Origin of the sequence: Amycolatopsis sp. GA6-003, from assembly GCF_046267895.1 — a bacterium.
In the GTDB taxonomy this organism is placed as follows: domain Bacteria; phylum Actinomycetota; class Actinomycetes; order Mycobacteriales; family Pseudonocardiaceae; genus Amycolatopsis.
The window spans coordinates 6368859-6395063 of the sequence record NZ_CP176499.1 but is presented as its reverse complement, the minus strand read 5'-3'; the positions used below and the strand labels follow the sequence as shown (position 1 = coordinate 6395063).

The following is a 26205-nucleotide window of genomic DNA, read 5'->3' as shown; positions in this document are numbered from 1 at the left end:
TCCGGCGGCAGACAGCGTGCGGACGGGTCACTCAGCGAGTTCGGACGTCTCCAGCCACCGCGCCTCGACGTCGTCCTTCTCCGCCAGCACGGCCTTCAGTTCGGTGTTCAGCTCGATCAGCTTCTCCGGGTCGGTGGCCGCCTCCGCCAGCGCCGCGTGCAGTTTCTCCTCGCGCTTCGCGAGCTGGTCCAGCTTCCGCTCCAACCGGCCCAATTCCTTTTGCGCCGCACGGGTTTCCGCCGCGCTGCGCTTGGCCTCGGTCTTCTCCGCCGGGGGTGCCTCGCGACGCGGCGCGGCTTCCTTCGCGCGGGCGCGGCGCTGCAGGTACTCCTCGATCCCGCCCGGCAGGTGGGTGACCTTGCCGTCGCCGAGGAGCGCGTACGTCGCGTCGCAGACCCGCTCGACCAGGTACCGGTCGTGCGAGACCACCACCATCGTGCCCGGCCAGCCGTCGAGCAGGTCTTCGAGCTGCTGCAGGGTGTCGATGTCCAGGTCGTTCGTCGGCTCGTCCAGCAGGAGCACGTTCGGCTCGGCCATCAGCAGCCGGCACAGCTGCAGCCGGCGGCGTTCGCCACCGGAGAGGTCGCCGACCGGCGTCCACTGGCGGGCGGCGGGGAAGCCGAGCTTCTCGCCGAGCTGCGACGCGGTCATCTCCTGCTTGCCGAACACGACCCGGCCCGAAACCTGCTCGATCGCTTGCAGCACGCGAAGATCGGCGGGCAGGTCGTCGAGTTCCTGGCGCAGGTGGGCGAGCGCGACCGTCTTGCCCTGCACGCGCCGCCCGGTCGACGATTCGACGTCGCCGCCCAGCAGCTTCAGCAGCGTGGTCTTGCCGGAGCCGTTCACGCCGACCAGACCGATCCGGTCGCCCGGGCCGATCCGCCACGTCACGTGGTCGAGCAACGTCCGGTCGCCGACGGACAGCGAAACGTCTTCCAGCTCCAGCACCGTTTTGCCGAGCCGGCGTTTCGCGAACGCCATCAGCTCCACGGAATCGCGCGGCGGCGGCACGTCCGCGATCAGCGCCTCGGCGGCCTCGACGCGGTAGCGCGGCTTCGAGGAACGCGCCTGCGGGCCGCGGCGCAGCCACGCCAATTCCTTGCGCGCCAGGTTCTGCCGCTTCTCCTCCGCGGTCGCGGCGAGGCGGGCCCGTTCGGCACGCGCGAAAATCCAGTCGGCGTAACCGCCTTCGTACTGTTCGACCCGGCCGTTCGCGACCTCCCAGGTGAGGCTCGCGACGGTGTCGAGGAACCACCGGTCGTGCGTCACGACCACGACCGCGACCCGGCGGCCCAGCAGGTGGTCGGCGAGCCAGCGGACGCCTTCGACGTCAAGGTGGTTAGTGGGCTCGTCCAGCACCACCAGGTCCAGTTCGCCGGTCAGCGCGGCGGCCAGCGCGACGCGCCGGCGTTCGCCGCCGGACAGGTTCGCGGTCGGGGTGTCGAGGCCGATCGCGGTGATGCCCAGACCGTCCACAATAGACCGGACGCGTGCGTCGGCGGCCCATTCGTGCTCGGCTCCATAGCGCTGCAGCACGACGTCGCCGACCGTGCTTCCGGCCGGCAGTTCGGTGCGCTGGGTGACGACGGCCATCCGCAGCCCGCGCACCTGGCTCACCCGGCCGGAATCCGGCTCGCTCAGTCCGGAAAGGACTTCGAGCAGCGTCGTCTTGCCGCCGCCGTTGAGCCCGACGACGCCGATCCGCTGCCCCTGCGCGACCCCGAGGGAAACGTTGTCCAGCAACGGCTTCACGCCGTAGGACTTGCTCACCGATTCCAGGTTGACCAGGTTGGCCATCCGGATCCTTTCCACTGTGGACTATTGATTCAGGCGTGCACGCGCGGCGGCGCGTTGCGCGGGGCGTCGTCGCCGCCCACCACGCGCGCGCCGGGCACCGGGCCGTGCGCGACCCGCACCGTCCGGCACACTCCGGCACCGGAGAGTTCGGCGGCCACCTCGACCGCGGTTTCCGCGTCGGAGCACAGGAACGCGCAGGTCGGCCCGGAGCCGGACACGCATCCGGCCAGCGCGCCCGCGTTCACCCCGGCACGCAGCGTGCGGCGCAGGCCGGGCCGCAGCGACACCGCGGCCGCCTGCAAGTCATTCCCGAGCAAGAGGGCGAGCTGGCGAGGATCTCCCGACGCGAGCGCCTCCACGACCGGCGTGTGCGACCCGATCCGCGGCGGCTTGCCGTCGGCGCGCAGCCGGTCGAGTTCGCCGAACACCTTGGGCGTGGACAGGCCTTCCTCGTCGAAGGCCAGCACCCAGTGGAACGTGTGCCGCGCGAGCACCGGCACGAGCTGCTCGCCGCGGCCGGTGCCGAGTGCGGTGCCGCCATACAGCGCGAACGGCACGTCGCTGCCCAAGCGGCCGGCGATGGCGGCCAGCTCGTCGCGCGTGACGTCGAGCTTCCACAGCGACGAGAGCCCGACCAGCGCCGCCGCCGCGTCCGCGCTTCCGCCCGCCATGCCGCCGGCGACCGGAATGCCCTTGCGCAGCACGATTCGCACCTTCGGCTCATCCGCGTCCGGCCGTCCGGCGTAGGCGGCCAGCTCCCGGGCCGCGCGCCAGGCGAGGTTGGCGCCGTCGGTGGGCACCGTGCGCTCCCCCTCGCCGTACACCTCGAGCCCGGGCTCGTCGGCGGCCGCGACGGTCACCTCGTCGGTGAGCGAAAGCGCCTGGAAGACGGTGACCAGCTCGTGGAATCCGTCCGCCCGCAGGTCTCCGACGGCCAGGTGCAGGTTGACCTTGGCCGGGACCCGGACGGTGACTGGTGGTGGAACTACGGCGAGCACCCGTCCAGCCTACGTGGCTGGCCCGCGCCAGGTCCCGCCAGGAGAAAACGTCGGCACGGAAGTTCCCCCAGTCGTCGCCGCGGAGTGGCCAGACGAGCTAATTTGGAACTACTTTGTAACTATGCGCGCGCCCGAGGTGAACCTGTCCGAGCTGTCCCTGCGCCCGCGCCGGGTGGTGGAGCGGCTCGAGGCCGCGCCGAGCCGTTCGGTGCGGATTCGCCGACGGGAGAAGGACAAACCCGATCTGCTGCTCGTCACCGCCGAGCGCGCGGAACAGGCGGTGGCCGGGTTTTCGGCGACCGTCACGCTCCTCGTGGAGCTGATGCGGCGCAGCGCCGAGACGGCCGCGCTCGCCGCCGAGGCGCTGCCCGCCGCGTTCCCGTGGGCGCGGTACCTGTCGACGGAAGAGCTGCACGCGTTCGCCGGCGAATTGGTCGAGACCTTGGAACGAGCCGAATCCCTCGGCAGCCCGGTGCCGTTCGCCACGCTGGTGGCGAAGTGGAAGCAGACCGCCGAGGCACACGCGGATCCGGAACTCGCGGCGATCTTGCGCCGGAACGACCACAGTGGACAGACTTCAGGACGGTTGTCCTGAAACTTTGCCCGTGTGTCCTGATTCCTCGGGCGGCGCGTCCGGCGGAGACGGCGAGGGCCGCCCCATCTGGATGGGGCGGCCCTCGGAAAAACGGTTCGGCGTAAGGGAAATCAGGCGGCGACGACGCTCTGCGGACCGCGAGCCGGCTGGATCACGTGCGCGCCCCGGTCGGAGATCCAGGACAGCGCGGCGTCGGCCCGCTCGCCGCGGACGCCGAGGCGGAACCGGGCGATCGGGGTGTCCCCGACGCGGGTGAGGCCGCCGCCGATGGTGGCGAGCTCCACGTCGAAGCGGCTGGCCGCCTCGGGCAGCAGCGCGCCCACCGACGCGAACCCGATCAGCACGACGTCGACCGCGCGGTCGTACTTCGCGGCCTGGGCGCGCGAGGTCTCGATCGACGGCAGCACCGCCTGCGCGGTCCAGCTGTCCGGCGTCGAGATCAGGTCGAGCACCGTGCCGCGCTCGACGACCACGCCGTTGTCGAGCACCGCGACGTCGTCGCAGACCCGGCGGACGACGTCGGCGTCCGGGGTGGTGACGACGACCGTCACGCCCAGTTCGGCGCGCGCCCGGTCGAGCACGGCGAGCACCGCGCCGGCGTCCTCGGCCGCGATCCCCGCGGTCGGGTCGTCGGCGAGCAGCACGGCGGGCCCGGCGGCGAGCGCCTTGGCGACCGCGACCCGGCGGAGCTGGCCGTCGGTGAGTTCTTCCGGCTTCTGCGCGGCGCGGGCGGTGAGGCCGACCAGGTCCAGCAGCGAGCCGACCCGGCTGCGCCGCTGCGGTCCGTCGACGCCGAGCTGCTCCAGCGGGCTGGCGATATTGCCGGCGATGGTGCGCTCGGCGATCAGCTCCGGCTTGGTCCCGACGACGCCCAGCTGGCGGCGGATCTCCCGCAGCCGCTTGCCGTCGAGGGTCGCGGTGTTGAGGCCGTCGAGCCGCACGACGCCGCGGTCGGGACGCTCCTGCAGCGCGATGCAGCGGGCGAGGGTCGACTTGCCGGAACCGGACGGACCCACGACCCCGAACAGCGAGCCGGCTTGCACGTCGACGCTCACGTCGCGCAGCGCGGCGACCCGGCTTCCGTGGAAGGGAAAGGATTTGGACACGTTTTCGACAGTGATCACGAAAGGGCTCCAGGCAAACGAGGCGCGGCGGGAGTTTCCGGGCGCGCCAGGCGTCATCGAATTACCGTCCACAGTGGACGGCGCAAGAAAGTGCGGAAAAAACGATCAGGCGATGACCATGGAGCGTCGACACGCACATACCGAGCGGCGACCTTCGTCGACTACGCGCCGGCGGGTCAGCAGGAGCGGGCGGGTGACCCTCTTCATCGAAAACAGCCTCCATCGGTCCTGGCGGTAGCACCTGCCCTGCGGAGGGTGGTTGCTGCGACTTCGGCGAGCCAGGTCTCTCAGTCGCTCGGGATGGACGCTTTCGAGTAAAGCCGATCCCATTGGCTGAACGCAAGCGCGTTGGTGCAGATCACACGTCTGGTGGTGCCCGCATCCCGGGACCCGGCGTCCAGGACCCGAAAACCCGGAACCTCGGTCGCCGAACAGTGCCTCGACCTGCGAAACCCGGGCGGCGGGCCACGGCGGCGAACTAGTTCGTTCCACTGTGGACGATCAAAGAGCTTTGTGGAACAAGAGTTTTCTCGTTGTCAAGTGGTGGCTTGACGCGGGGCGCGAGGCAGGGCTGCCCGCGGCCGAAGCGGGGTCGAGATAGGTCAGGGAAGCGAAGCACCTTCGGGCGGCACCGCTGAACAATCGGGGGTGCGGAGCACTCAAGCTCCCCCGAATGCCGAGGGGGTGGCGAGGCGCTCGGCACAGGTGGAGGGCGGTTTCCGCGGTCCGCGCACGATCACCGAGAGTAGCTGTCTGTCCATGGATGCCCCACACTCAGCGACGACGCAAGATCATCGGACAACACAGCGGAACCAGTGGCTCGCATCCGGAATACCTGCCGCGAGGCCGCCGTTAGAGGTCACAACGCACGGGGAGTTCCGCGACTGGGAGGTGCTCGCGTTGCCTTGCTGCCACTGGTATCGCTTCTTGGACGCGAAGTAGGCCGCTGGAATCCCGACCAGGAATCCGGCGAAGGAGAACCCCGCGACGTACGGGCCGCCGACGAGCTGGGCCTTGCGGCCGAACCTAGCCCGCCGTCGCGGACGGGGTCCCGGTCAATGACCGGCAGCCGCGATCCGCGCGAACGCGTGCACGTCCAGCTGTTCCCCGCGTGTCTTCGGGTCGATTCCCGCCTCGGCGAGCAGCTCGCCGGCCCGCTCGGCGGAACCGGCCCATCCGGCCAGCGCCGCCCGCAAAGTCTTGCGCCGCTGCGAGAACGCCGCGTCGACCACCGCGAAGAGCCGGGCGCGATCCACTCCGGCTACCGGGTCGGTCCGGGTGAACGAAACCAGTGCGGAATCGACGTTCGGCACCGGCCAGAACACCGCGCGCGGCACCGCGGCGACCTTCCGCGCCGGGCCGTACCAAGCGAGTTTCACGCTCGGCACGCCATAGGTGCGGCTGCCCGGCCCCGCGGCCATCCGGTCGGCGACCTCGGTCTGGACCATCACGAGTCCGCTGCGCAGCGACGGCAGCTCGGCCAGCAGGTGCAGCACCACCGGCACCGCGACGTTGTACGGCAGGTTCGCCACGATCGACACCGGCTCAGCCGGGAGGTCGGCGGCCCGCACCCGCAGCGCGTCGGCTCCGACCACCGTCAGCCGGTCCACTGCCTCCGGGGCGCGCTCGGCGACCGTGCGCGGCAGGCGGGCGGCCAGCACCGGATCGATCTCCACCGCGACGACCTGAGCGCCCGCGGCGAGCAGGCCCAGCGTCAGCGACCCGAGCCCGGGTCCGACCTCCAGCACGACGTCCCCCGGCCGCACGCCGCCGAGTTCGACGATGCGGCGGACCGTGTTGGGGTCGTGCACGAAGTTCTGCCCGAGCTTCTTCGTGGGCCGCACATCGAGTTCGTCGGCCAGCCCGCGGATTTCGGCAGGCCCCAGCAGTTCCACCACCGGACGAGCCTACCCAGCGGCGACGCGGCGGACGAAAACAGGCGGCCGGGAGCGCGAGGCTCCCGGCCGCCTGCCGGAAAATCAGAGCGTGCTCAGGCCTTGTAGCCGCAGCCCCAGGCGCTGTAGCCGCCGCGCGCGTCGCGCACCCGCTCGGCGATCGCGATCTGCTGCTCCCGGGTGGCCTTGTCCGCGGTCGGGGCGTACTGCCCGCCGCCGTAGGCGTTCCAGGTCTGGCGGTCGAACTGGAGGCCGCCGTAGTAGCCGTTGCCGGTGTTGATGGACCAGTTGCCGCCCGATTCGCACTGCGCGATGCGGTCCCACACGCCGGTGTCGCCGATCGCCGGCGTCGGCGGCTTCTTGGTGCCGACCTTGATGATCTTGGCCTTGGCCTCGACGAGGACCTTCTCCGAGACCTGCTCGCGAGCGATCTCCTCGCCGTTTTTCTTCGTGACCTTGTAGGTCACCAGCTTCTTGCCCGGCGTGCCCGGGTCCTCGACGCTCTGCTGGCCCTGCAGCTGCGTCGGGTCGTCGACCTTCTGCACCTCGGGGTCGATGGTCTCTTCCTGGTTGACCATCGACACGCCCATGCGGCTGACGTGGACCTCGGCGCCGTTCTTGAGGCTGACGTCGAGGCCGCCCTCGATCGCGTCGTCCGGGCCCAGGTTCAGCTTCAGGTCGGAGACGAGCTCCTTGGTGGTCACCGCGTTGGTGCTCACCTGGCGGGGCGCGTTGGTGCCGTCGAAAAGCGTGATGTGCTTCAGGGTCTTGACCTGGACGGTCGAGCCCTCCAGCGGCAGTTCGCCGGACGACGGCATCGACGTCCACGCGCCCTGGGAAAGCATGCTGCCCATGCCGAGCTGGTTCATGGCCTCGCCGAGCGTGGTCGCGCGGACCCAGGAGGGCCGGGACACGCCGTCCACGACGAGGTTCAGCTGACGGCCGCGCTCGAGCTTGATGACGCCGCCGTCGCCGACCGCCGCCTGCGGCGAGGGCGAAAGCGCGTCGTGCTCGCCGACCGACAGGCCCGCGTCCTCGAGCACCTCGCCGACGGTGCCGCCGAAGCTGTGCACGGTCTGCTGGTGGCCGTCGACGTCGACGGTGATGCTCTTGTTCATCGCGAGCGCCGCCGCGCCGCCACCGCCGACGGTGACCAGCAGCGAGAGCACGGCGCCCTTGAGGAAGCGGCGCTTCCAGGTCTTGGTCGCCTCGCGCAGCCCTTCCTCGACCGCGGCCTTCTTGGCCTGCGGGGAGGCGGTGCGGTCCTGCTCGACCTCGTCCGGGAGGACGAGCGGCGGAAGCATCGTGGTTTCCGCGTTGATGAGCCGGATCAGCTCGTCCACGTCGACGTCGATTTCCGACATCAGCGCGTCGGCGTCCGGGCCGAGCGCGGCGAGCACGTCCTGCTCGGTCACGCGGAGTTCGTCGGAGAAGTCAAGCTGCCCGTAGGCGGTGTCCTCGAGCTCGCGGTCGAGCACGGCCACCGAAGATTCGGAGGAGGAGAAGTACGCCGTACCCGCGTCAAGACGCGAGTCATCCTGCCGACTACCAGTCACCGGGTCGTTCCCTTTCCCAAGACACCGCGCGTCGTGCGCGCGTCGTCCTTCGTTCGCGACGCGCCCTCAGGCGCGCCTCTCAAGTCCGACACCCCCAGCCAGCGCCATCGTCACGGTTCCGAGTCGTACCAACCCCGGTTCCGCTTCCCCGACGTGCACTGACGTGACTGGTGGGCGTATCAGCCGGCTTCGCTGCGCGATACCGACCGGCACGATCACGGGACAGTAACGGGTGTTGGCAGGTTGCGCAAACACCCCCCGGAGTGTCGTGACTTGCGTCACTCATCAGGTGGACGAATGCGGGGTCTCGAATGTCGCAATCCGTGCAACCCGTTGTGACACTACGGAATCACGCAGGCAGCCGATATGCGCGTTCGGCAGTGGTCCGGACCGCTTCGGCCACCTCGTGGACGGCTTCGCCGCGAAGCTGAGCGAGGAACCGAACGGTATAAGCAGTGCAAAACGGCTCGTTCGGCCGCCCCCGATAGGGATGAGGCGTCAGAAACGGCGCGTCAGTCTCCGCGAGAAACTGCCCGCGCGGCACGATCCGCGCGGCCTCGTGCAGCCCGCGCGCGTTCTTAAAGGTGACAGTGCCTGCGAAGGACAGGATGTAGCCCTTGTCGATACAACGGCGCGCGATGTGCTCGTCGCCGGAGAAGCAGTGGAAGACGACCGTCTCGGGCGCACCTTCCTCGTCGAGGATGCGAAGCACGTCCTCGTGCGCGTCGCGATCGTGAATCATCAGCGCCTTGCCCAGCCGCTTCGCAAGATCGATGTGCCATCGAAACGCGGCTTGCTGCGCATCGTGCGGCGAGTAGTCCCAGTAGTAATCGAGCCCGGTCTCGCCGACCGCGACCACCCGCTCCCCCCGCGCCAGACGCTCCACTTCGGACTGTTCGGCAACCCCGAATTCCTTGGTACGAGTAGGGTGGATCGCCACCGCTGCGAACACCCGCGAGTCCCAAGTGGACGCCTCCGCAGCCCAACGAGCAGCAGCGAGATCATCCGCGACAGTGACCACCCGAGCAACCCCAGCCCGCTCGGCACGATCAACCATCTCGGCAACGTCGGCAGCAGTCTCCGCACCACACGCGTCGAGATGAGTGTGCGCGTCAACCACCGTCACCGGCAGCCGATCAGGAATCGGGGGGAGTTCGCGCTTCTCGTCACCCATAGCACCCAAGCTACTGGGCCCCCACCCGCAGATGCCGTGAGGGAACCCCCACAGCCCCCTGATCCCCCCAAGTTCCCCTCACAGCCCTAAACCGCCGCCACTGCACCCAAACAGCGAGGCACCCAGCCCCTCCCCCGCACCCCGATACGAAGCCGCCCTGCGGTTCGGGGGTGCTTGTCAAGGCATCTTTCCCGCCTTGACAAGCACCCCCGAACCGTCAGCACAATCGGGCTTCGGGGTGCCCCACGCAACCCCGCAGCAATGTCGCCGCCAGGCGACGAGCCGAACCCTCAATCAGTAATGATAGGAGCCCACTCCGGCCCAGTCTCCCCCAACTTCGGATCCAGCTTCGCGAACAACGGAGTCGGCTTCTCCAACGGCCGCCCAACCTCAACCGGCTTCGACTCCCACTTGGCCTGCTCACTGGCGTAGTCCCCGGTGAGGATGGGGTTGATCCGATCCGGCAGGTCAAGATCCTCAACCTCCCGAAGCTCAGGCTGCGCAGCCCAAACCCCGGTCCCGCCAAGCGCCTCGTGCACCTTCTGCGCCGAATGCGGCAGGAACGGCGTCAGCAACGTATTGGCGTCACTGACCACCTGCAACGCCGTGTGCAACACCGCATCCCGCCGATCCGGATCGTCCTTGAGCTTCCACGGCTCCTGATCCGACAGATACCGGTTGGCCGCGGTAACCACCCGCATCGCCTCAGCCGCCGCCAGCTTGAACCGCGACCGAGCCAGATGCCCCCCGGCAGTCTCGAACGCCTGCCGGGACAACGCCTTCAACTCCTCATCCGCGGGAGCAGGCGCGGTAGGAGCCGGAATCGCCCCATTGTTCTTGTGCGCCATGGAAATCGACCGGTTGACGAGGTTCCCCCACTCGTTGGCCAGCTCGAAGTTGGTCCGCCGCACGAACTCGTCCCACGTGAAGTCCGTGTCCTGCGTTTCCGGCCCGGCCACCGAGATGAAGTACCGCAACGCGTCCGGCCCGAACTCCCGCAGGAAGTCGTGCACGTAAATGACGGTCCCCCGGGACGTGGAGAACTTCGACCCGCTCATGGTGAGGAACTCGCTGGACACGATCTCGTCCGGCAGGTGCAGCTTGCCGTACTTGCCCGGCTCGCCGCCGCGGTCGCCCGCCCCGTTCTGGCCGAGCAGCAGCGCGGGCCAGATCTGGGCGTGGAAGGTGATGTTGTCCTTGCCCATGAAGTAGTAGGCGCGCGCGTCGGGGTTGGTCCACCACTCCTGCCAGGCGTCCGGGGTCCCGTTGCGCCGGGCCCACTCGACGCTCGCCGAGAAGTAGCCGATGACCGCGTCGAACCAGACGTAGAACCGCTTGAGCGGCTGGTCGCGCCAGCCGTCCAGGGGGATCTTGACGCCCCAGTCCAGGTCGCGGGTGATCGGCCGCGGCCGCATGTCGTCGATCAGGTTCTTGGTGAAGTTGAGGACGTTCGGGCGCCAGTCGGTCTTGGTGCCCAGCCAGTCGCCGAGGGTCTGGGTGAACGCGGGCAGGTCGAGGAAGTAGTGCTCGGTCTCGACGAACTTCGGCGTCTCGCCGTTGATCCGCGACTTCGGGTTGATCAGCTCGGCCGCGTCGAGCTGGTTGCCGCAGTTGTCGCACTGGTCGCCGCGCGCGCCGTCGTAGCCGCAGATCGGGCAGGTGCCCTCGATGTAGCGGTCGGGAAGCGTGCGGCCGGTGGACGGGCTGATCGCGCCGCGGGTGGTCTTCGGGACCACATAGCCGTTGCGGTTGAGCGCGAGGAAGATCTCCTGCGTCACCGCGGCGTGGTTGCCGGTGGTGGTGCGGGTGAACAGGTCGTAGGAAAGGCCGAGGCCGCGCAGGTCCTCGTCGATCTGGCGGGTGTACTTGTCCGCGGTCTGCTGCGGGGTCATCCCCTCTTTGTCCGCCTGGACGGTGATCGGCGTGCCGTGCTCGTCGGTCCCGGACACCATGAGCACCCGGTTGCCGGCCATTCGCTGGTAGCGGGAGAAGACGTCGGACGGGACGCCGAATCCGGACACGTGGCCGATGTGGCGGGGGCCGTTGGCGTAGGGCCAGGCCACCGCGGTCAACACAGGGGTGCTCATACCTGTTTAGCCTACGGATGCGCTCCAGGGCGTTTTCCGGACGGTCGGGGAAGGGAGAGCCGGTGTCGGCGACGCGTCTGCTGGTGCTCGGGGTCGTGCGGATGTTCGGCCGCGCGCACGGCTACCAGGTGCGCCGCGAACTGCTGTCGTGGTCGGCGGACAAGTGGGCGAACGTCCAGCCCGGTTCGATCTACCACGCGCTCAAGAAAATGGCCGCCGAAGACCTGCTGGAGAAGGTCGACGTCGAACCGGGCGACGGGGGTCCGGACCGGATCGCCTACCGGCTTTCGCCCGCGGGCGAGCAGGAGTTCCAGGTCCTGCTCTCGAAGGGGCTGTCCGACCCGGGCGCGAGCAACGCGGAGCTGTGCGCGGCGATCAGCCTGATGCCCGCGCTGCCCCGCAGGCACGTGATCAGCCTGCTCCGGCAGAACCTCATCCACTTCGAGGCGGAAGAGCGCCGGTCCCGGCTGGGCCTCGAGGACGACACCTGGAACAAGCCGCCGCACGTGTCCGAACTGTTCCGGCTGTGGGGCGGGATCGCCAGCGCCAGCCGGGAATGGCTCAACGGGTTGATCGGCAGGCTCGAAGCGGGCGAGTACGTCATGGCCGACGATCCGGACTCGGCGTTCGGCCCGTCAGCCGAGTAATCAAATTTGACTAACCCGGCGTCCTCGGGCACAGTGTGCGCGTCAGCTAGTCAAGATTGACTAGCTGATCTTCTGGGAGGAGAGGGGATTTCATGATCACGGCACGCGGACTCGAGCGGCGGTTCCGCCGCAAGGGCCGAGCCGGCGGCGAGGTGCACGCGGTGAAGGGGGTCGATCTCGACGTCGAGGCGGGTGAGCTGGTCGGGTTCCTCGGCCCGAACGGCGCGGGCAAGACCACCACGCTGCGCATGCTCACCACCCTGCTGAAACCGACCGCGGGCACGGCGACCGTCGGCGGGCACGACCTGCTCGCCGACGCGGCCGGGGTGCGCCGCAACATCGGGTACGTCGCCCAGGGCGGCGGCACCGCCCCCGAGGCGCGCGTGGACGAGGAGCTGGAGCTGCAGGGCAGGCTGTACCGGATGAGCAAGGCCGACGCGATCGCCCGCGGCAAGGTGCTCACCGAGCAGCTCGACCTGACCGGACTCGGCCAGCGGGCCACCAAGACGCTGTCCGGGGGCCAGCGGCGCAGGCTCGACATCGCACTGGGGTTGATCCATTCGCCGGGACTCGTCTTCCTGGACGAGCCGTCCACCGGGCTCGACCCGCAGAGCCGGGCGAACCTGTGGGAGCACATCCGGCGGCTGCGCGCGGAGCAGGGCGTCACGATCTTCCTGACCACGCACTACCTCGACGAGGCGGACGCGCTGGCCGACCGGCTGATCGTGATCGACGACGGCCGGATCGTCGCCGAGGGCCATCCGGACGCGCTGAAAGCACAGGTGTCCGGCGACGGCGTGGCGATCGAGGTGGATCCCGAATTCGCCGCGGAGGCCGCGGACCTGGCCCGGCAGCTGCCCGGCGCGCAGGAGCTCGCGGTGTCCGAGGGGTCGATCCGGTTCCGGGTGCCGCGCGGCGACACCGCGATGCCGGAGCTGCTGCGCGCGCTCGACGCCAAGGACATCCCGGCCCGCTCGATGCAGGTCACGCGACCGACCTTGGACGACGTATTCCTTACCCTCACCGGCCGGTCGCTGCGCGAAGCCGAGCAGCCCGCGCCGGCCGAACCGGAGGTGTCCGATGCTGCGTGACACCTGGCTGATCTTCCGCCGCGACATGGCGGGAGCGCTGCGGAATCCGGCGTGGCTGCTGATCGGCCTCGCCCAGCCCCTGCTGTACCTGTTCTTCTTCGGCCCGCTGCTGGTCAAGTCGCTGGGCGCGCAAGGGATGTCCGAGGTCGACGGCTGGATGGTGCTGACCCCCGCGCTGATCGCGCAACTGGCGCTGTTCGGCAGTTCGTTCGTGGGCTTCGGGCTGCTGGCCGAATTCCGGTCCGGCGTGGTCGAGAGGCTGCGTGTCACCCCGGTGCACCGGTCCGCGCTGCTGCTCGGGAAGGTGCTGGCGAACGCGTTGCAGGCGGTCGTGCAGGCGGTGCTGATCATCCTGCTCGCCTACCTGGTGTTCGACCTCAACGCGCCGATCGGCGGCGTGCTGCTGAGCCTGGCGATCGTCTTCCTGCTCTCGCTCACGCTGGCGTCGTGCTCCTACGCGCTGGCGCTCACGCTCAAGAGCGAGGAAGCGTTCCCGGCGCTGCTCAACGCGGTGCTCATGCCGTTGCTGCTGCTGTCCGGGATCCTCATCCCGATCACGTCCGGGCTGGCCCCGAAGTGGCTGTACACGATCTCGCAGATCAACCCGTTCCGGCACGTGGTCGACGTGGAGCGCAACAGCTTCCGCGGCGACTTCTCGATGGACGCGTTGTTCACCGGCGGCGTGGTCGTGCTGGTCATGGCCGTATTGGCGGTCTGGTGGGGAACCCGCACCTTCCAACGGGAAAACGCCTGATCAAACCCTATCGACACGCCGGGAAAGGTCACCCCGCTCCGGAATTCCGGACGTAGGGTGGCCTTTCACCCGTCGTGGGGCTTGTCAGGGGTGCGAGGTGGCGGAACCGGAGAGTGGGCGAGGGCTCACGCTCACTCATCGCGAGCAAGTGCTCGACTGGACGGCGGTGCGCGGCGCCGACGTGCGGTTCGCCTCGGTCACGATCAGTGAGAACGTCAACTGGAGCGATCCCGGCGCGGAACGGATGCTGGCCGCGGCCCAGCACGCGGGCATCCACACCGGGGCCCGGCACTACGCCCGCCCGGGCGCGGTGCACGACCAGGCCGAGCATTTCGTCCGGACGGCGAGCAGGCTCGGGGCGTTCGCGCCCGGATCTCTCGCCCCGGCGCTGGAGGTGGACGCGCAGAGCGTCGACGACCGGTTCGTGAAGGCGTGGATCAAGCACGTGCGGCACGCCGCGAAGATCCGCCGGGTGCTCGTGTACGCCGGGCACGACTGCTGGGCGCACCGGCTGCACCCGGACCGCTGGGCCGATTCCGACGTGGTGCTGTGGCTCGTGCGGCACAACGGCATTCCCGGCAGGCCCGGCTGGTTCCATGCCCGGCTCGGGCTGCACCAGCACGCCTTCGCACCGGACGTGCCGGGCGTCGACGGGCCGGTGGCGCAGGACGCGGTGGTGTATCCGTTCGCGCTGTCCGATGTGCTGCTCTGATCACCTTTTCCGCTGGTCACCGCCGGATTCCGGCACAATGGCGCGATGCGTTTCCAGCGGCTGCGGACCAGCCTGTCACCTTCGCGGGTGCTCGTTCTGCTGTCCGCGTACGCCCGCGCGCACGGCCTGCCGGAACCGGCCGCGGTCTGCGGGGACTGGTTCGGTTCGCGGGCAGTGATCGCCCCGTTCGTGGCGGTGGCCCCGCAGCCGTTCCCGTCCGTTCTTCCGGCTTCGGGTCCGCCCGGCCGGGTCGGCGGCGGGTGGTTCGGGTTCCTGGCTTACGACCAGGCGGATCCGTCCGGCCGCTCGACCGGGGTTCCGGCGTCGGCCTGGGGCTGGGCGGACCACGTGCTGCGCTGGGACGCGGCGGGGGAGTGCTGGTTCGAGTCGCTCGAAGGGGACGCCGACGCGCAGCTCGCCGTGGTGGAGCGGGCCCTGGCTGGGTCTGCCGGGTTGTCGTGGTCCGCTAGCGAGCTGGACCGGCCGTCCGGGCACGAGCAGGCGGTGAAGGCATGCGTGCACGAGATCGAAGCGGGCGAGTTGTTCCAGGCGAACATCTGCTCGCGGTTCACCGGGACCTTCGAGGGATCGCCCGCCGCGCTGTTCGCCGAAGGGGTGCGGCGGCTGGCTCCGCGCCGGGCGGCTTACGTCACCGGTGACTGGGGTTCGGTGGTTTCGCTGTCGCCGGAGCTGTTCTTGGCCCGCCACGGCCGCCGGGTGCGGTCGTCGCCGATCAAGGGCACGCTGCCGCGTCGCGGTCCGGCGGACGACGGGAACGCGGCCCGGTTGCGGCGGTCGGCGAAGGACGTCGCGGAGAACGTGATGATCACCGACCTCGTGCGCAACGACCTCGGCCGGGTGTGCGAGGTCGGCAGCGTCGTGGTGCCGGAGCTGCTCGCGGTGCATCCGGCTCCCGGGGTGTGGCATCTCGCGTCCACTGTGGAGGGTGAGCTGGCGGACGGCGTGCCCGACGCCGGGCTGCTGGCGGCGACGTTCCCGCCGGGTTCGGTCACCGGCGCGCCGAAGATCCGGGCGCTGGACCTGATCGCCGAGCTGGAACCGGCCGCGCGCGGGGTGTACACCGGCGCGGTCGGGCTGGTGTCGCCGCTGGCCGGACTGGAGCTGAACGTGGCGATCCGGACGTTCGAGATCGCCGGGGACCGGATCGCGCTCGGGGTCGGCGGCGGGATCACCGCGGATTCGGACAGCGCCGCGGAATGGCAGGAGTGCCTGCACAAAGCCGCGCCGCTGGAAGACCTGCTGGCCACCCCTCGTGAGTGGTAATCCCGGTTAGAACCGGGATTACCACTCACGAGACCTACTTGCGCGGGTCGAGCAGCAGCTTCCCGGTCGTGCCCCGCGATCGCAGCGCCTCGTGTGCCTTCCTCGCGTCTTCCAGCGCGTACTCGCCGCCCGCGATCGCGCGGAGCTTCCCGTCCCGCACCATCGAGAACAGCTCGCTGAGCGCGGTGCCGAACACGTTGCCCGGCAAGCGGAACACGTGCGGCAGCCACATCCCGGCCACGGTCGTGCTGTGGCCGAGCAGGTTGCGCAGCTCGATCGGCTTCGGCGAACGGCGGCCGGCCATCCCGTAGAACACCAGGCGGCCGAACGGGGCGAGCGCGGCGATGCTCTGGTCGGTCGTCGGGCCGCCGACCATGTCGAGGACGACGTCGACCCGCTTGCCGCCATTGGCTTCCCGCAGGACCTCGGTCATGTTCTCCGCCCGGGAATCGACCGCGACGTCCGCGCCGAGCTCGATCGCCAGCGCGCGCTTTTCCTCGCTGCTCGCGGTCGCGATGACGCGGCCCGCGCCCCACGCGTTCGCCAGCTGCACCGCGATCGACCCGACCCCGCCCGCCGCGGCGTGCACGACCACGGACTCGCCGGGTTCGAGATGCGCGTTCTTGCGCAGCATGATCCACGCGGTCGCGCCTTGGACCAGCATCGAGAGCGCGTGCAGGTCGTCCACGCCGTCGGGCACCGGGAACGTCATGGCCTCGTCGGCCGCGACGCGCTCGGCGTAACCGCCGCCGTCGTTGAGCAGCGCGACCACGCGCTTGCCGTCCGCGGTGCGCCCGACGACCTCGCCGCCCGGCACGAGCGGCAGCTTGCTCGGGGCGAGATACGAGTTTTCCGCCTGGTGCGTGTCCGCATAATTCAGCCCGACGCGGTCGACCTCGATCAGCACCTGCCCCGGCCCGGCCACCGGATCGGGCAGCTCGACCGGCTTCAGCACCTCGGGACCGCCGAACTCGGTCACCTGCACAGCACGCATCTTCGCGGCTCCTCTCGTCGTGAGACATTCTGCCATATGTCTCATCCATGGGACACTCTCTGCTAACGTCTCACCCATCGACACGCCACTGTCCACCCGCACCTCGCGACCCGACGCCGTCGCGGCGTTCCGCCTCGCCCGCGCCCGGTTCCTCGCCGGAGACCGCGTCGACATGCGGGACCTGGCCGCCGACCTCGGCGTCAGCCGCGCGACCCTGCACCGCTGGGTCGGCAGCCGCGACCACCTGCTGAGCGAAATCCTGTGGGCGGAGACGTCGGCGGTGCTGGATAACGTCAGTTATGCGGGCCGCGGCGGGGACGGCATCGCGGAGGCGATCGGAGCGTTCGTGCGGACGGTCAACGCGTCCGCACCGTTCCGCGCGTTCTTGCGCCGGGAGCCGGAGCGCGCGCTGCGGTTGTTGACGACTAAGGCGAGCCTGGTGCAGTCGCGCACCATCGAGAAGGTGCGTGCGCTACTGTCGGACGAGGTGGCGGCGGGACGGCTGGATTCGCCGCTGCCGGTGGCGGATCTGGCGTATCTGCTGGTGCGGGTCGGCGAGTCGTTCATCTATACCGACGCGATCACCGGGGACGAGCCGGACGCGGAAAAGGCTTTGGTGGCGGCGAAAATGTTGTTGCGCGGCCGGTAAAGTCTTCTGGTGACTGTTGTCCAAGCCATCGCCCGGATCCCAGCCGCTTCGATCGGCGCGTTGGTGTCCCATCCGAAACTGCCGCTCGTCGCCGGGATCGATCAGGACCCGCCTGCGGTGCATCTCTACCGCGCCGAGCGAGTGCTGCGCGAAATCGGCGCAGTGGGCGCGGAGTACGAGAAGTTCGACCGCTGGCCCGTCGTCGCCTGGCATCCGGAACGGCCGGAACTGGTCGTGTCGAGCGGTGGGGAAACCGTGCGCTGGACCCGGTCCGGCGTCTCCGCGCTGGATATCGCCGTCTCCGACGACGTGGCCTTCAGCCCGGACGGCCAGTCACTGTGGACGTCGCCGACCCCACCCGATCTTTACGACCGATCGGACGCCATCGATCTCAGCACCGGCATCGTCGAACCCGCTCCGCTCTGGGACACCGGCATCGTCGCGCATCCAGCGGGCGGACTGGTCGCCACGAAGCAGAGCGATCAGGGCGCGACCTTGGTTCTGTTCTCCCGCCCGGGCGAGAAGCTGCGGTTCCTCGACCGGGCGCTGATTCTGGAGTCCAACTGCTGGGGGCTTCCGGTCTTCAGCTCCGACGGGCGGTACCTGGCGATTCGCGGCAACACCTACGAACACCAGGTCCTGGTGTTCGAGTTCCCTTCGCTGCGCCGGGTCAGGAAGATCTCGCTCGCCTCGCTCGCCGACCCGAAGCGGCGCAAGCCGAATTCCTCCTGGTCCTGGGTCAACGTCGCCTTCGGTGCGCGGCCCGGCGCACTGTGGATCGGGACGCCGTCCGGCACCTTGCTGGAGCTGGACGTCGAGCGCGACCGAACCAAGAAGCACAAGCTGCTCGGTTCAGCAGTGACCGCGCTGGCCGCGACGTCGAACGGCGACCTCGTGGTCGCCGGAGACGGCGAACTCGCGCTGGTGCCCATTCCCGGTCCGCGCACCGTCGCGGATCCGGCCACCGTCGCCGAGTTCCTCGTCGGCACCAAGGAGATTCCCGACGACGTCCTGCCGGAAGACCACGCCGTGCTCACCGACGGCACCGGCACTTGGCGGCAGGAGGACCTGGCCACGATCACGAAAACCGCGCCCGGCGACCCGCACTGGCTGCGGATCCGCGCCCAGGTCAACGCCCGCAGGCGCTGACTCACTTCCGAGCCGCGAGCACCGCCGCGTAAAGCTCCTTCGTCGACACTCCCGCCGCCCCAGCCACCTCGGCCGCCACGGTCTTCAAGCGCTCCCCCGAGGCCACCCGCTCCGCTACCTCCGGCACCAGGTCCGACACCGATGCCTGCCGAGGCGTCGCGCCCTCCAGCACCACCGAGATCTCGCCGCGCACCCCCTCCGCCGCCCACTCCGCCAGCTCCGCGAGCGTGCCGCGTTTGACCTCTTCGTACGTCTTCGTCAGCTCCCGGCACACCGCGGCCCGCCGGGAGCCGCCCAGCGCGGCGGCAGCGTCCGACAGCAGCGAAGCAATCCGGTGCGGCGATTCGAAGAACACGACAGTCCGGCGCTCGTTCACCAACTCCGCGAACCACTTCGACCGCTCGCCAGGCTTGCGCGGTGCGAAGCCCTCGAAGCAGAACCGGTCGCACGGCAAGCCGGACAACGCGAGCGCCGTCGTCACCGCCGAAGGTCCGGGAAGGCAGGTGATCGGCAGGTCCTCCTCGACGCAGGCGGCCACGAGGCGGAAGCCCGGATCGGACACGCTCGGCATCCCGGCATCGGTCACCACCAGCACCGTCTCGCCGCCGTGCAGCGCCTCCAGCAGCTTCGGCAGCCGGGCGGTCTCGACGTCCTCATAGAAACTGACCACCCGGCCGGCGGGCGACACGCCGAGCGCGGAAGCCAGCCCGCGCAGGCGCCGGGTGTCCTCGGCCGCGATCACGTCCGCCGAGCCCAGCGCCTCGATCAGCCGGGCGGACGCGTCGCCGGGGTCGCCCAGCGGGGTGGCGGCGAGGACGAGCCGTCCGGACGCAGAAGTCATGGCAGTCAGCCTAACCAGACGCCACCGGTGGATCAGGCCGTACTATCGGGCCCCGTGACCGCGCTGCTGACCCGTGCCGACGACGAGAGCGTGCGGCCGGACCCGGTCGACGCGCGCCGTCCTCCGACCGACCGCGAAGCCACCCTGCTCGGCCGGGCCATGCCCGCCGACCGGCTGCGCGGCTGGATCGTCACGATCGTGCTGACCGTGCTCGGCGGCGTCGTCCGGCTGCAGAATCTGGGCTTTCCCACTGACCACGACAGTCCCGTCTTCGACGAGAAGCACTACGTGCCCCAGGCCGCGCAGATGCTGCGCAACGGCGGGTACGAGGACAACGCCGGGTACGAGCTGATCGTGCACCCGCCGCTGGCCAAGGACTTCATCGCGCTCGGCGAGTGGCTCTTCGGCTACAACGGCTGGGGCTGGCGGTTCATGTCGGCGGTGGCCGGCACGCTGATCGTGCTGCTCACCGTGCGCATCGCGCGCCGGCTGACCCGCTCGACGCTGCTCGGCGGCATCGCGGGCGTCCTGGTGATCTGCGACGGCGTGCTGCACCTGCAATCGCGGATGGGGATGCTCGACATCTTCATCGCGTTCTTCGTGCTCGCCGCGTTCGCCTGCGTGCTCTGCGACCGCGACCAGGTGCGGCAGCGGCTGGCCGTCGCGGTGCGCGAGGGATGGGTCAACGAATCGCAGTGGGGGCCGAAACTCGGCTTCCGCTGGTGGCGGTTCGCGGCCGGGCTGATGATCGGCCTGACCTTCGGCGTCAAATGGTCGGCGCTGTACTACATCGCGGCGTTCGGCCTGCTCACCGTGTTCTTCGACGTCGCGGCCCGGCGCGCGGCGGGCGTGCGGCGGCCGTGGGTCGGCACGATCCGGCGAGACGTCGCGCCCGCGCTGTGGGCGATCCTCGTCGTGCCAGTGCTGATGTACCTGGCGGCGTACTGGGCGTGGTTCGCCAGCGAGACCGCGACTGACCGGCACTACACCGAGATCAAGAACCTCGACCCGGGCATGTTCGGCTGGATCCCGCCCGCGCTGCGTTCGCTCGGCAGCTACACCGCGAACGTGCTGCATTTCCACGAAACCCTGGTGACCCCCAAGGACAATCCGCATCCGTGGGAGTCGAAGCCGTGGACGTGGCCGATGGGCCTGCGGCCGATGCTCTACTACTACGACGGCACCGTCACCGGCTGCGGCGAATCGCGCTGCCTCGGCGCGACGATGCTGATCGGCACGCCCGCGATGTGGTGGCTGGCCGTGCCGATGCTCGGCTGGGGCCTGTGGCGCTGGTTCTTCCGCGCGGACTGGCGCTACGCCGCCGTGCTGACCGGCTACTTCGCCGGCTACCTGCCCTGGTTCACCAACATCGACCGGCAGATGTACTTCTTCTACGCCACGCCGATGGCCCCGTTCCTGGTGCTCGGCCTGGTGCTGGCGCTCGGGCAAATCCTCGGCAGCGCTCAGCGCGGCTTCGAACGCCGGGGCACCGGGCTGCTCGTCGTGTCGCTTTACGTCGGGCTGGTGGTGGCGAACTTCGCCTGGCTGTGGCCGATCCTCAACGGGGTCCCGATCACGAACGACCATTGGCAGGCGGAAATGTGGCTGCCTTCGTGGCGCTGAAGTAAGCACCCGGCGGCACCCCGACCGCTCGGCGGAAGGCAGCGACGAACGCGCTGGCCGTCGTGTACCCGACCCGGTGCGCGACGGTCGTCATCGGCATTCCCCGCGCCAGCAACGGCAACGCCGCGCGCAGCCGGGCTTGCGTGCGCCAGGTGCCGAACGTCATCCGGCAGTCGCGGGCGAACGCGCGGGCCAGCGTCCGCTCGCTCGCGCCGACCTCCCGGCCCAGTTCGGCCAGGCTGCGCGAGTCGGCGGGGTCGGCGAGCACCGCGTCGGCGACGTCCTTCGCTCGCGGGTCGGTGGGCGCGGGCACGACGATCGGCGCCACGTCCATCGGTTCCAGGAGATCGAACGCGACCGCTTCGGCGCGGCGTCGCGCGTCGTCGCCGATGCCGTCCGAGGACAGGTGCTCCAGCAGTTCCCGCAGCAACGGCCGGACGAGGACGATGCGCGGGGACGGCCAGTCGACCGGGCACTGGTCCGGATGGGCGTAGATCCCGCGCAGTTCGGCGTTTCCGACCGCGCCGGTGCGATGCCGGACGCCGACCGGGATCCAGAGCGCGCGCGTGGACGGCAGCACCCATTGCGCGTCGCCGACCATCACCGCGGCGACCCCGCGCGCGGCCCAGACGAGCTGGTGCGCCGGGTGTTCGTGCCAGGGGAACCAGGCGCCGGCCGCGATCGGGAGGTCGCCGAGCAGCATCGCGCCGGTTTGACCGTACTGCGACATGAGTTGACAGCCTATCGCCTACCGGCCAGTGCGGCTCGTCCCTAGCGTCGGGGCCATGCCGATGAACCTGATGCACCGCAAGCTCTGCAGCTCGGAGAAGTGGGCCGCCATGGTGGCCGGAGTGCTGCCGGATTGGCTCGCCCGCTTCGACCTCGGCGACGACGTGCTGGAAATCGGGCCGGGCTTCGGAGCGACCACGCGGATCCTGGTCGACGCTTCGCCGCGGCTGACCGCGATCGAGATCGACCCGGCGTCAACCCGGCTGTTGCGGGAGAAATACGGCGACCGGGCGGACATCGTGGAGGGCAGCGGCGCGGAAATGCCCTTCGCCGACGACCGGTTCTCCGGGGTCGTGTGCTTCTCGATGCTGCACCACATACCGACCGACGAGCTGCAGGACCGGATCTTCGCGGAGGCGTTCCGCGTGCTGCGGCCCGGCGGCACTTACTGCGGGGTGGACAGCCAGCTCAGCTTCGGATTCCGGTTGCTGCACATCGGGGACACGATGAACGTCCTCGACGCGAGCACGCTGCCCGGGCGGTTGGCGGCGGCGGGGTTTGAGCAGGTGCGGGTGGAGTGCGAGCCGAAGAGGCGGCTGGAGTTTTCCGCGGTGAAACCGTCGTGAGTGCTGATCCCGGTTAGAACCGTGATCAGCACTCACGAGGCTCAACGCGGAGAGCGGCGCGGCACGATCTGGGTGACCGGCCCGTCCAGCGCCTTGCCCTGCCGGCTCAGCCAGCCGTCGACCTCGCGGCGCACCGAGTTCAGCGTCGGACGCCGGCGCGGCTCCGGGTCCAGCGACGCCGCCAGGATCCGTGCGTGCACCGAACGCTGCGGCAGGTGCGTGACCGGATCGGCGCGTGCCGCGGCCATCAGCGCGGCCATCGGCGTCTCGCGGGTGCCGCGCGGCGGCTGGCCGGACAGCGCGTAGCTGACCGTGGCGGCGAGCTGCCAGGCGTCCGACGCCGGGCTCGCCGGGGAGCCCATCGCCTGTTCCGGCGCGACGAAATCGGGTGTGCCGATCATCATCCCGGTGGCGGTCATCTTGGAATCGCCCTGGCTGCGGGCGATGCCGAAGTCGATCAGGTGCGCGATGCCCGCCGGGTCGAGGATGACGTTGGACGGCTTCACGTCGCGGTGCAGCACGCCCCGCTCGTGCGCCGCGACCAGCGCGCCGGCCATCGTCGACCACAGCCGTCCGGCGGCGACGTCGTCGATCGGGCCCTGCGCGTCGACCACCTCGGCGAGCGGGCGGCCCTGCAGGTACTCCATGACGAGCGCGAGCCCGTCCGGCTCCTCGACCAGGTCGTACACGCGGACGCAGTTGGGGTGGTTCACCACGGCCAGCGCCCGCGCCTCGCGCTGCATGCGCTCCTCGGTGTCGCGGTCGGGCGCGTGCGCGATCTTGAGCGCGACAGTGCGGTTGAGCTGCGTGTCGACGGCTTCCCAGACCGTGCCGAATCCGCCGTGCCCGAGCTGGCGGACGCGCCGGTACCGGCTGCCGCCCGCGTTGCGCGAACCGGGCGGAGGCGGGATCGCGCCGGGCGCGGCGGCCAGCATCCCGGCGGGCGGCGGCTCCGGAGCGGACGCCAGCGCGGTGGCCGGGTACTGCTTGTTCTGCGGCGGCGGAGGCGGCGGTAGCTGCTCGCGGCGGGACGGCGGCGGCACCGCGGGCGGTTCGTCGCGGCGCGGCTCCGGCCGGTTGATCACCGACCACGGCGGCGGGCCGACCAGCGCGACCGGGATCAGCCCCAGGACGCTGAACGGCAGGAACCCGAGCCAGAAGTGCACGGCGGTGTTGGCCGACATGCCCGCGGTCGCGACCGCCATGACCACGAAGGGAATCCAGAAGAACCGCGACGGCCACTTCGGCCCGCGCCGGAAGGCGGTGCGCGCCTGCAGCATCACGAACAGCAGCGAACCGACCGGCAGCACGGTGAAGGCCAGCAGGTACAGCGCGTAGGACAGCTTGAGGCCGCGCGGGTAGAAGAGCGTCTCGAAGACGTTCGACCCGCCGCCGAGGTAGGTCTTCTGCACGCCGACGAACGAGCAGTAGTTCGTGCTCAGCGAGGACGCCTCGGAGGCGGACAGCCCGCTCGCGCTGCCCGCGTTGGCCGCGCGGAAGGTTTCCGAGATGCCGGAGGCCATCAGCCACGGCAGCACCAGCACGCTGACCACGCCGATGAGCCCGAACACGGTGAGCGTGGTCGTGTCGTACCGGTTGCCGGTCCCCTTGCGGACGATCGCCACGATCAGCGCCCCGGCCGCCGGGAAGAGCGCGACGAGCGCACCCGCTGTGGTCGTCGCCCACACCCAGTCGCCGGGACAGAAGCCCGGGCCGAACAAGGTGTGCGCGAGCGAGAGCAGCGCGCTCGCGATTCCGCTCACCGGCTGGTTCCCCTCACTGTCAGTGTTGTCCTCGTGCCGCTGCGCGGCCGATCCCCACGGTCCAGCTTAGGACGCACACGGCCTCCGCGGGGTTGCCGGGTCGGGGCCGGATCGTGATCCACTGCATCGATCTCGCCCGACCTCGCTGACCTGCGTTCCGCGGAGGGAAAGGCCATCATGAGGGCAGATTCGGCCGTCTGACGTCAAAGGAGACCTCGTGGGCGCGTACACCGAGACGTATCGGCGCAGTCTGGACGACCCGGAGCACTTCTGGCTCGAAGCGGCCCGGGCGATCGACTGGACGAGGCGGCCCACTCGCGCGCTCGACTCGTCCGCCGCGCCGTTCTACCGCTGGTATCCCGACGGCGAGCTGAACACCTCCTACAACGCGCTCGACCGGCACGCCGACGGCGGCCGCGGCGCGCAGGACGCGCTGATCTGGGATTCGCCGGTCACCGGCCGCAAACGCCGCTACACCTACGCCGAGCTGCGGGACGAGGTCGCGACCTTCGCCGGCGCGCTCTCGGCGCTCGGGGTGACCCGCGGCGATCGCGTGATCCTTTACCTGCCGATGATCCCGCAGGCGGTCATCGCGATGCTCGCCTGCGCGCGGATCGGCGCGGTGCACTCGGTGGTGTTCGGCGGGTTCGCGCCGAAGGAGCTGGCCGCGCGGATCGAGGACGCCAAGCCGAAGCTGATCCTGGCCGCGTCCTGCGGGATCGAGCCGACGCGGATCGTCGAGTACAAGCCGATCATCGACGCCGCCCTCGAGACCACCGAGCACCAGCCGGAGCACGTCGTGGTGTTCCAGCGCGAGCAGGCGCGCGCGAAGTTGTCCGGCTCCGACCTCGACTGGAACGAACTCGTCGCCGACGCGGACCCGGTGGATCCGGTTCCGGTGAAGGCGACCGACCCGCTGTACATCCTCTACACGTCCGGCACCACCGGGCGGCCGAAGGGCGTGGTCCGCGACGCGGGCGGGCACGCGGTCGCGCTGGCGTGGTCGATGGGCGCGCTGTACGACGTCCATGCCGGGGACGTGTGGTGGACGGCTTCCGACGTCGGCTGGGTCGTCGGGCATTCGTACATCGTCTACGCGCCGCTGCTGGTCGGGGCCACAACGGTGCTGTACGAGGGAAAACCCGTCGGAACACCGGACGCCGGGGCGTTCTGGCGGGTCATCTCCGAGCACGGCGTGCAGGCGCTGTTCACCGCGCCGACGGCGTTGCGCGCGGTGAAGAAGGTGGACCCGGACGCGGACGAACTCAAGAAGTACGACCTCTCCCGGTTCCGCACCCTGTTCCTGGCGGGCGAGCGGCTCGACCCGGAGACCTACCACTGGGCGCACGACATCCTCGGCACGCCGGTCGTCGACCACTGGTGGCAGACCGAAACCGGCTGGCCGATCGCGGCCAACCCGCGCGGGCTCGAACCGATGCCGGTCAAACCCGGGTCGGCGACGAAACCGGTGCCCGGCTGGGATGTGCGGATCCTCGACCAAGCGGGTGAGGAACTGCCCGCCGGACGCGAGGGTGCGATCACGCTGAAACTGCCGCTGCCGCCAGGTTCGCTGCCGACGCTGTGGGGCGACGACGAGCGCTACCGCGAGGCGTACCTGTCGCGCTACCCCGGCTACTACCTGACCGGCGACTCGGGCTATCTCGACGAGGACGGCTACCTGTTCGTCATGGGCCGCACCGACGACGTGATCAACGTGGCCGGACACCGGCTGTCGACCGGTTCGATGGAGGCCGTGCTGGCGTCGCATCCGGCGGTCGCGGAGTGCGCGGTGATCGGCGTCGCGGACCAGCTGAAGGGCCAGGTGCCGCGCGGGTTCGTGGTGCTGAAGTCCGGAGTGGAGCTGCCCGAGGACCAGCTGCGGGACGAGCTGGTCGCGCTGGTTCGCCGGGACATCGGGCCGGTGGCGGCGTTCCGGGACGTCTCCGTGGTCGCCGCTTTGCCGAAGACGCGGTCGGGGAAGATCCTGCGCAAGACGATGCGCGGGATCGCGGACGGGCGCGACGAGGCGGTTCCGTCGACGATCGAGGACCCGGCGGTGCTCGACGCGCTGCGGGCGATCCTGCGGCCCTGAGCATCCCGGCGAACGGGACATCGGG

22 protein-coding genes and 1 riboswitch are annotated in these 26205 nt (G+C 70.1%); of the genes, 11 read left to right on the top strand and 11 right to left on the bottom strand.

All coding sequences use genetic code 11. The features are described 5' to 3' along the window. Positions 1-27 precede the first annotated feature (27 nt). Both F9C12_RS29165 and F9C12_RS29160 read right to left on the bottom strand, forming a co-directional pair. Positions 28-1797, bottom strand: coding sequence for an ABC-F family ATP-binding cassette domain-containing protein (locus F9C12_RS29165; RefSeq protein ID WP_409184969.1), 1770 nt, complete (start codon positions 1795-1797; stop codon positions 28-30). 29 nt (positions 1798-1826) lie between these two features. Further along, the gene (locus tag F9C12_RS29160) at positions 1827-2795 is read right to left on the bottom strand and encodes a 4-(cytidine 5'-diphospho)-2-C-methyl-D-erythritol kinase (protein ID WP_409184968.1); all 969 of its coding nucleotides are present in this window, start codon (positions 2793-2795) and stop codon (positions 1827-1829) included. A 121-nt stretch (positions 2796-2916) separates the two neighbouring features. On the opposite strand from F9C12_RS29160, the gene F9C12_RS29155 reads away from it, so the two are divergent. Beyond that, positions 2917-3390, top strand: coding sequence for a hypothetical protein (locus F9C12_RS29155; protein ID WP_409462488.1), 474 nt, complete (start codon positions 2917-2919; stop codon positions 3388-3390). A 110-nt stretch (positions 3391-3500) separates the two neighbouring features. Here the strand turns inward: F9C12_RS29155 and F9C12_RS29150 are convergent, their stop codons facing one another. The 5 genes from F9C12_RS29150 to metG form a co-directional block, all read right to left on the bottom strand. After that, positions 3501-4514, bottom strand: a complete 1014-nt coding sequence (locus F9C12_RS29150; protein ID WP_409462487.1) for a methionine ABC transporter ATP-binding protein — start codon at positions 4512-4514, stop codon at positions 3501-3503. Positions 4515-4730: 216 nt separating this feature from the next. Further along, positions 4731-4821, bottom strand: a riboswitch (SAM riboswitch). Between the two features lie 748 nt (positions 4822-5569). After that, positions 5570-6412 carry a 16S rRNA (adenine(1518)-N(6)/adenine(1519)-N(6))-dimethyltransferase RsmA gene (gene rsmA / locus F9C12_RS29145; RefSeq protein WP_409462486.1) on the bottom strand — a complete coding sequence of 281 codons (843 nt, stop codon included), beginning with the start codon at positions 6410-6412 and terminating at the stop codon, positions 5570-5572. A 92-nt stretch (positions 6413-6504) separates the two neighbouring features. Further along, a complete protein-coding gene (locus tag F9C12_RS29140) occupies positions 6505-7965 on the bottom strand; it encodes a transglycosylase family protein (protein WP_409184964.1) in 1461 nt (486 codons plus the stop codon). A gap of 349 nt (positions 7966-8314) precedes the next feature. Then, entirely contained in the window at positions 8315-9139 is an 825-nt protein-coding gene (locus F9C12_RS29135) for a TatD family hydrolase (protein WP_409184963.1), read from the bottom strand. A gap of 290 nt (positions 9140-9429) precedes the next feature. Continuing rightward, positions 9430-11226, bottom strand: a complete 1797-nt coding sequence (metG, locus tag F9C12_RS29130; RefSeq protein WP_409462485.1) for a methionine--tRNA ligase — start codon at positions 11224-11226, stop codon at positions 9430-9432. Between the two features lie 62 nt (positions 11227-11288). Here metG and F9C12_RS29125 point away from each other — a divergent pair, with 62 nt between their 5' ends. The 5 genes from F9C12_RS29125 (at position 11289) to F9C12_RS29105 (ending at position 15714) form a co-directional block, all read left to right on the top strand. Next, the gene (locus F9C12_RS29125) at positions 11289-11873 is read left to right on the top strand and encodes a PadR family transcriptional regulator (RefSeq protein ID WP_409184961.1); all 585 of its coding nucleotides are present in this window, start codon (positions 11289-11291) and stop codon (positions 11871-11873) included. Positions 11874-11965: 92 nt separating this feature from the next. Next, positions 11966-12964 (top strand): ATP-binding cassette domain-containing protein, encoded by a 999-nt coding sequence (locus F9C12_RS29120; RefSeq protein ID WP_409462484.1) that lies wholly within the window; start codon positions 11966-11968, stop codon positions 12962-12964. Next, the gene (locus tag F9C12_RS29115) at positions 12954-13718 is read left to right on the top strand and encodes an ABC transporter permease (RefSeq protein ID WP_409184959.1); all 765 of its coding nucleotides are present in this window, start codon (positions 12954-12956) and stop codon (positions 13716-13718) included. Before F9C12_RS29120 ends, F9C12_RS29115 begins: the two co-directional genes overlap by 11 nt. 97 nt (positions 13719-13815) lie before the next feature. Continuing rightward, on the top strand, positions 13816-14430 hold the full coding sequence (locus F9C12_RS29110; RefSeq protein WP_409184958.1) for a glycoside hydrolase family 25 protein: 615 nt from the start codon (positions 13816-13818) through the stop codon (positions 14428-14430). A 45-nt stretch (positions 14431-14475) separates the two neighbouring features. Next, on the top strand, positions 14476-15714 hold the full coding sequence (locus F9C12_RS29105; protein WP_409462483.1) for an aminodeoxychorismate synthase component I: 1239 nt from the start codon (positions 14476-14478) through the stop codon (positions 15712-15714). Between the two features lie 34 nt (positions 15715-15748). On the opposite strand, the gene F9C12_RS29100 is transcribed toward F9C12_RS29105, so the two are convergent. Then, positions 15749-16708 (bottom strand): zinc-binding alcohol dehydrogenase family protein, encoded by a 960-nt coding sequence (locus F9C12_RS29100; RefSeq protein WP_409462482.1) that lies wholly within the window; start codon positions 16706-16708, stop codon positions 15749-15751. 172 nt (positions 16709-16880) lie between these two features. Between F9C12_RS29100 and F9C12_RS29095 the strand changes: the two genes are divergently transcribed. Together F9C12_RS29095 and F9C12_RS29090 are read left to right on the top strand one after the other, a co-directional pair. Continuing rightward, entirely contained in the window at positions 16881-17357 is a 477-nt protein-coding gene (locus F9C12_RS29095) for a QsdR family transcriptional regulator (RefSeq protein ID WP_409462481.1), read from the top strand. Positions 17358-17366: 9 nt separating this feature from the next. Next, a complete protein-coding gene (locus F9C12_RS29090) occupies positions 17367-18506 on the top strand; it encodes a hypothetical protein (protein WP_409462480.1) in 1140 nt (379 codons plus the stop codon). Between the two features lies 1 nt (position 18507). Here the strand turns inward: F9C12_RS29090 and rsmI are convergent, their stop codons facing one another. Next, complete coding sequence (rsmI, locus tag F9C12_RS29085) at positions 18508-19347, bottom strand: 16S rRNA (cytidine(1402)-2'-O)-methyltransferase (protein ID WP_409462479.1); 840 nt, start codon at positions 19345-19347, stop codon at positions 18508-18510. Between the two features lie 54 nt (positions 19348-19401). Between rsmI and F9C12_RS29080 the strand changes: the two genes are divergently transcribed. Next, positions 19402-20970: a dolichyl-phosphate-mannose--protein mannosyltransferase gene (locus tag F9C12_RS29080; protein ID WP_409184952.1), complete on the top strand. Its 1569-nt coding sequence runs from the start codon at positions 19402-19404 to the stop codon at positions 20968-20970. Here F9C12_RS29080 and F9C12_RS29075 read toward each other — a convergent pair. Further along, positions 20921-21700, bottom strand: a complete 780-nt coding sequence (locus tag F9C12_RS29075; RefSeq protein WP_409462478.1) for an AraC family transcriptional regulator — start codon at positions 21698-21700, stop codon at positions 20921-20923. The genes F9C12_RS29080 and F9C12_RS29075 overlap by 50 nt on opposite strands. Before the next feature lie 55 nt (positions 21701-21755). On the opposite strand from F9C12_RS29075, the gene F9C12_RS29070 reads away from it, so the two are divergent. Beyond that, on the top strand, positions 21756-22325 hold the full coding sequence (locus F9C12_RS29070; protein ID WP_409462477.1) for a class I SAM-dependent methyltransferase: 570 nt from the start codon (positions 21756-21758) through the stop codon (positions 22323-22325). Positions 22326-22366: 41 nt separating this feature from the next. Here F9C12_RS29070 and F9C12_RS29065 read toward each other — a convergent pair whose 3' ends face one another. Further along, positions 22367-24088 (bottom strand): serine/threonine-protein kinase, encoded by a 1722-nt coding sequence (locus F9C12_RS29065; protein WP_409184949.1) that lies wholly within the window; start codon positions 24086-24088, stop codon positions 22367-22369. A gap of 217 nt (positions 24089-24305) precedes the next feature. Here F9C12_RS29065 and F9C12_RS29060 point away from each other — a divergent pair, with 217 nt between their 5' ends. Next, positions 24306-26180, top strand: coding sequence for a propionyl-CoA synthetase (locus F9C12_RS29060; protein WP_409462476.1), 1875 nt, complete (start codon positions 24306-24308; stop codon positions 26178-26180). Positions 26181-26205 lie beyond the last annotated feature (25 nt).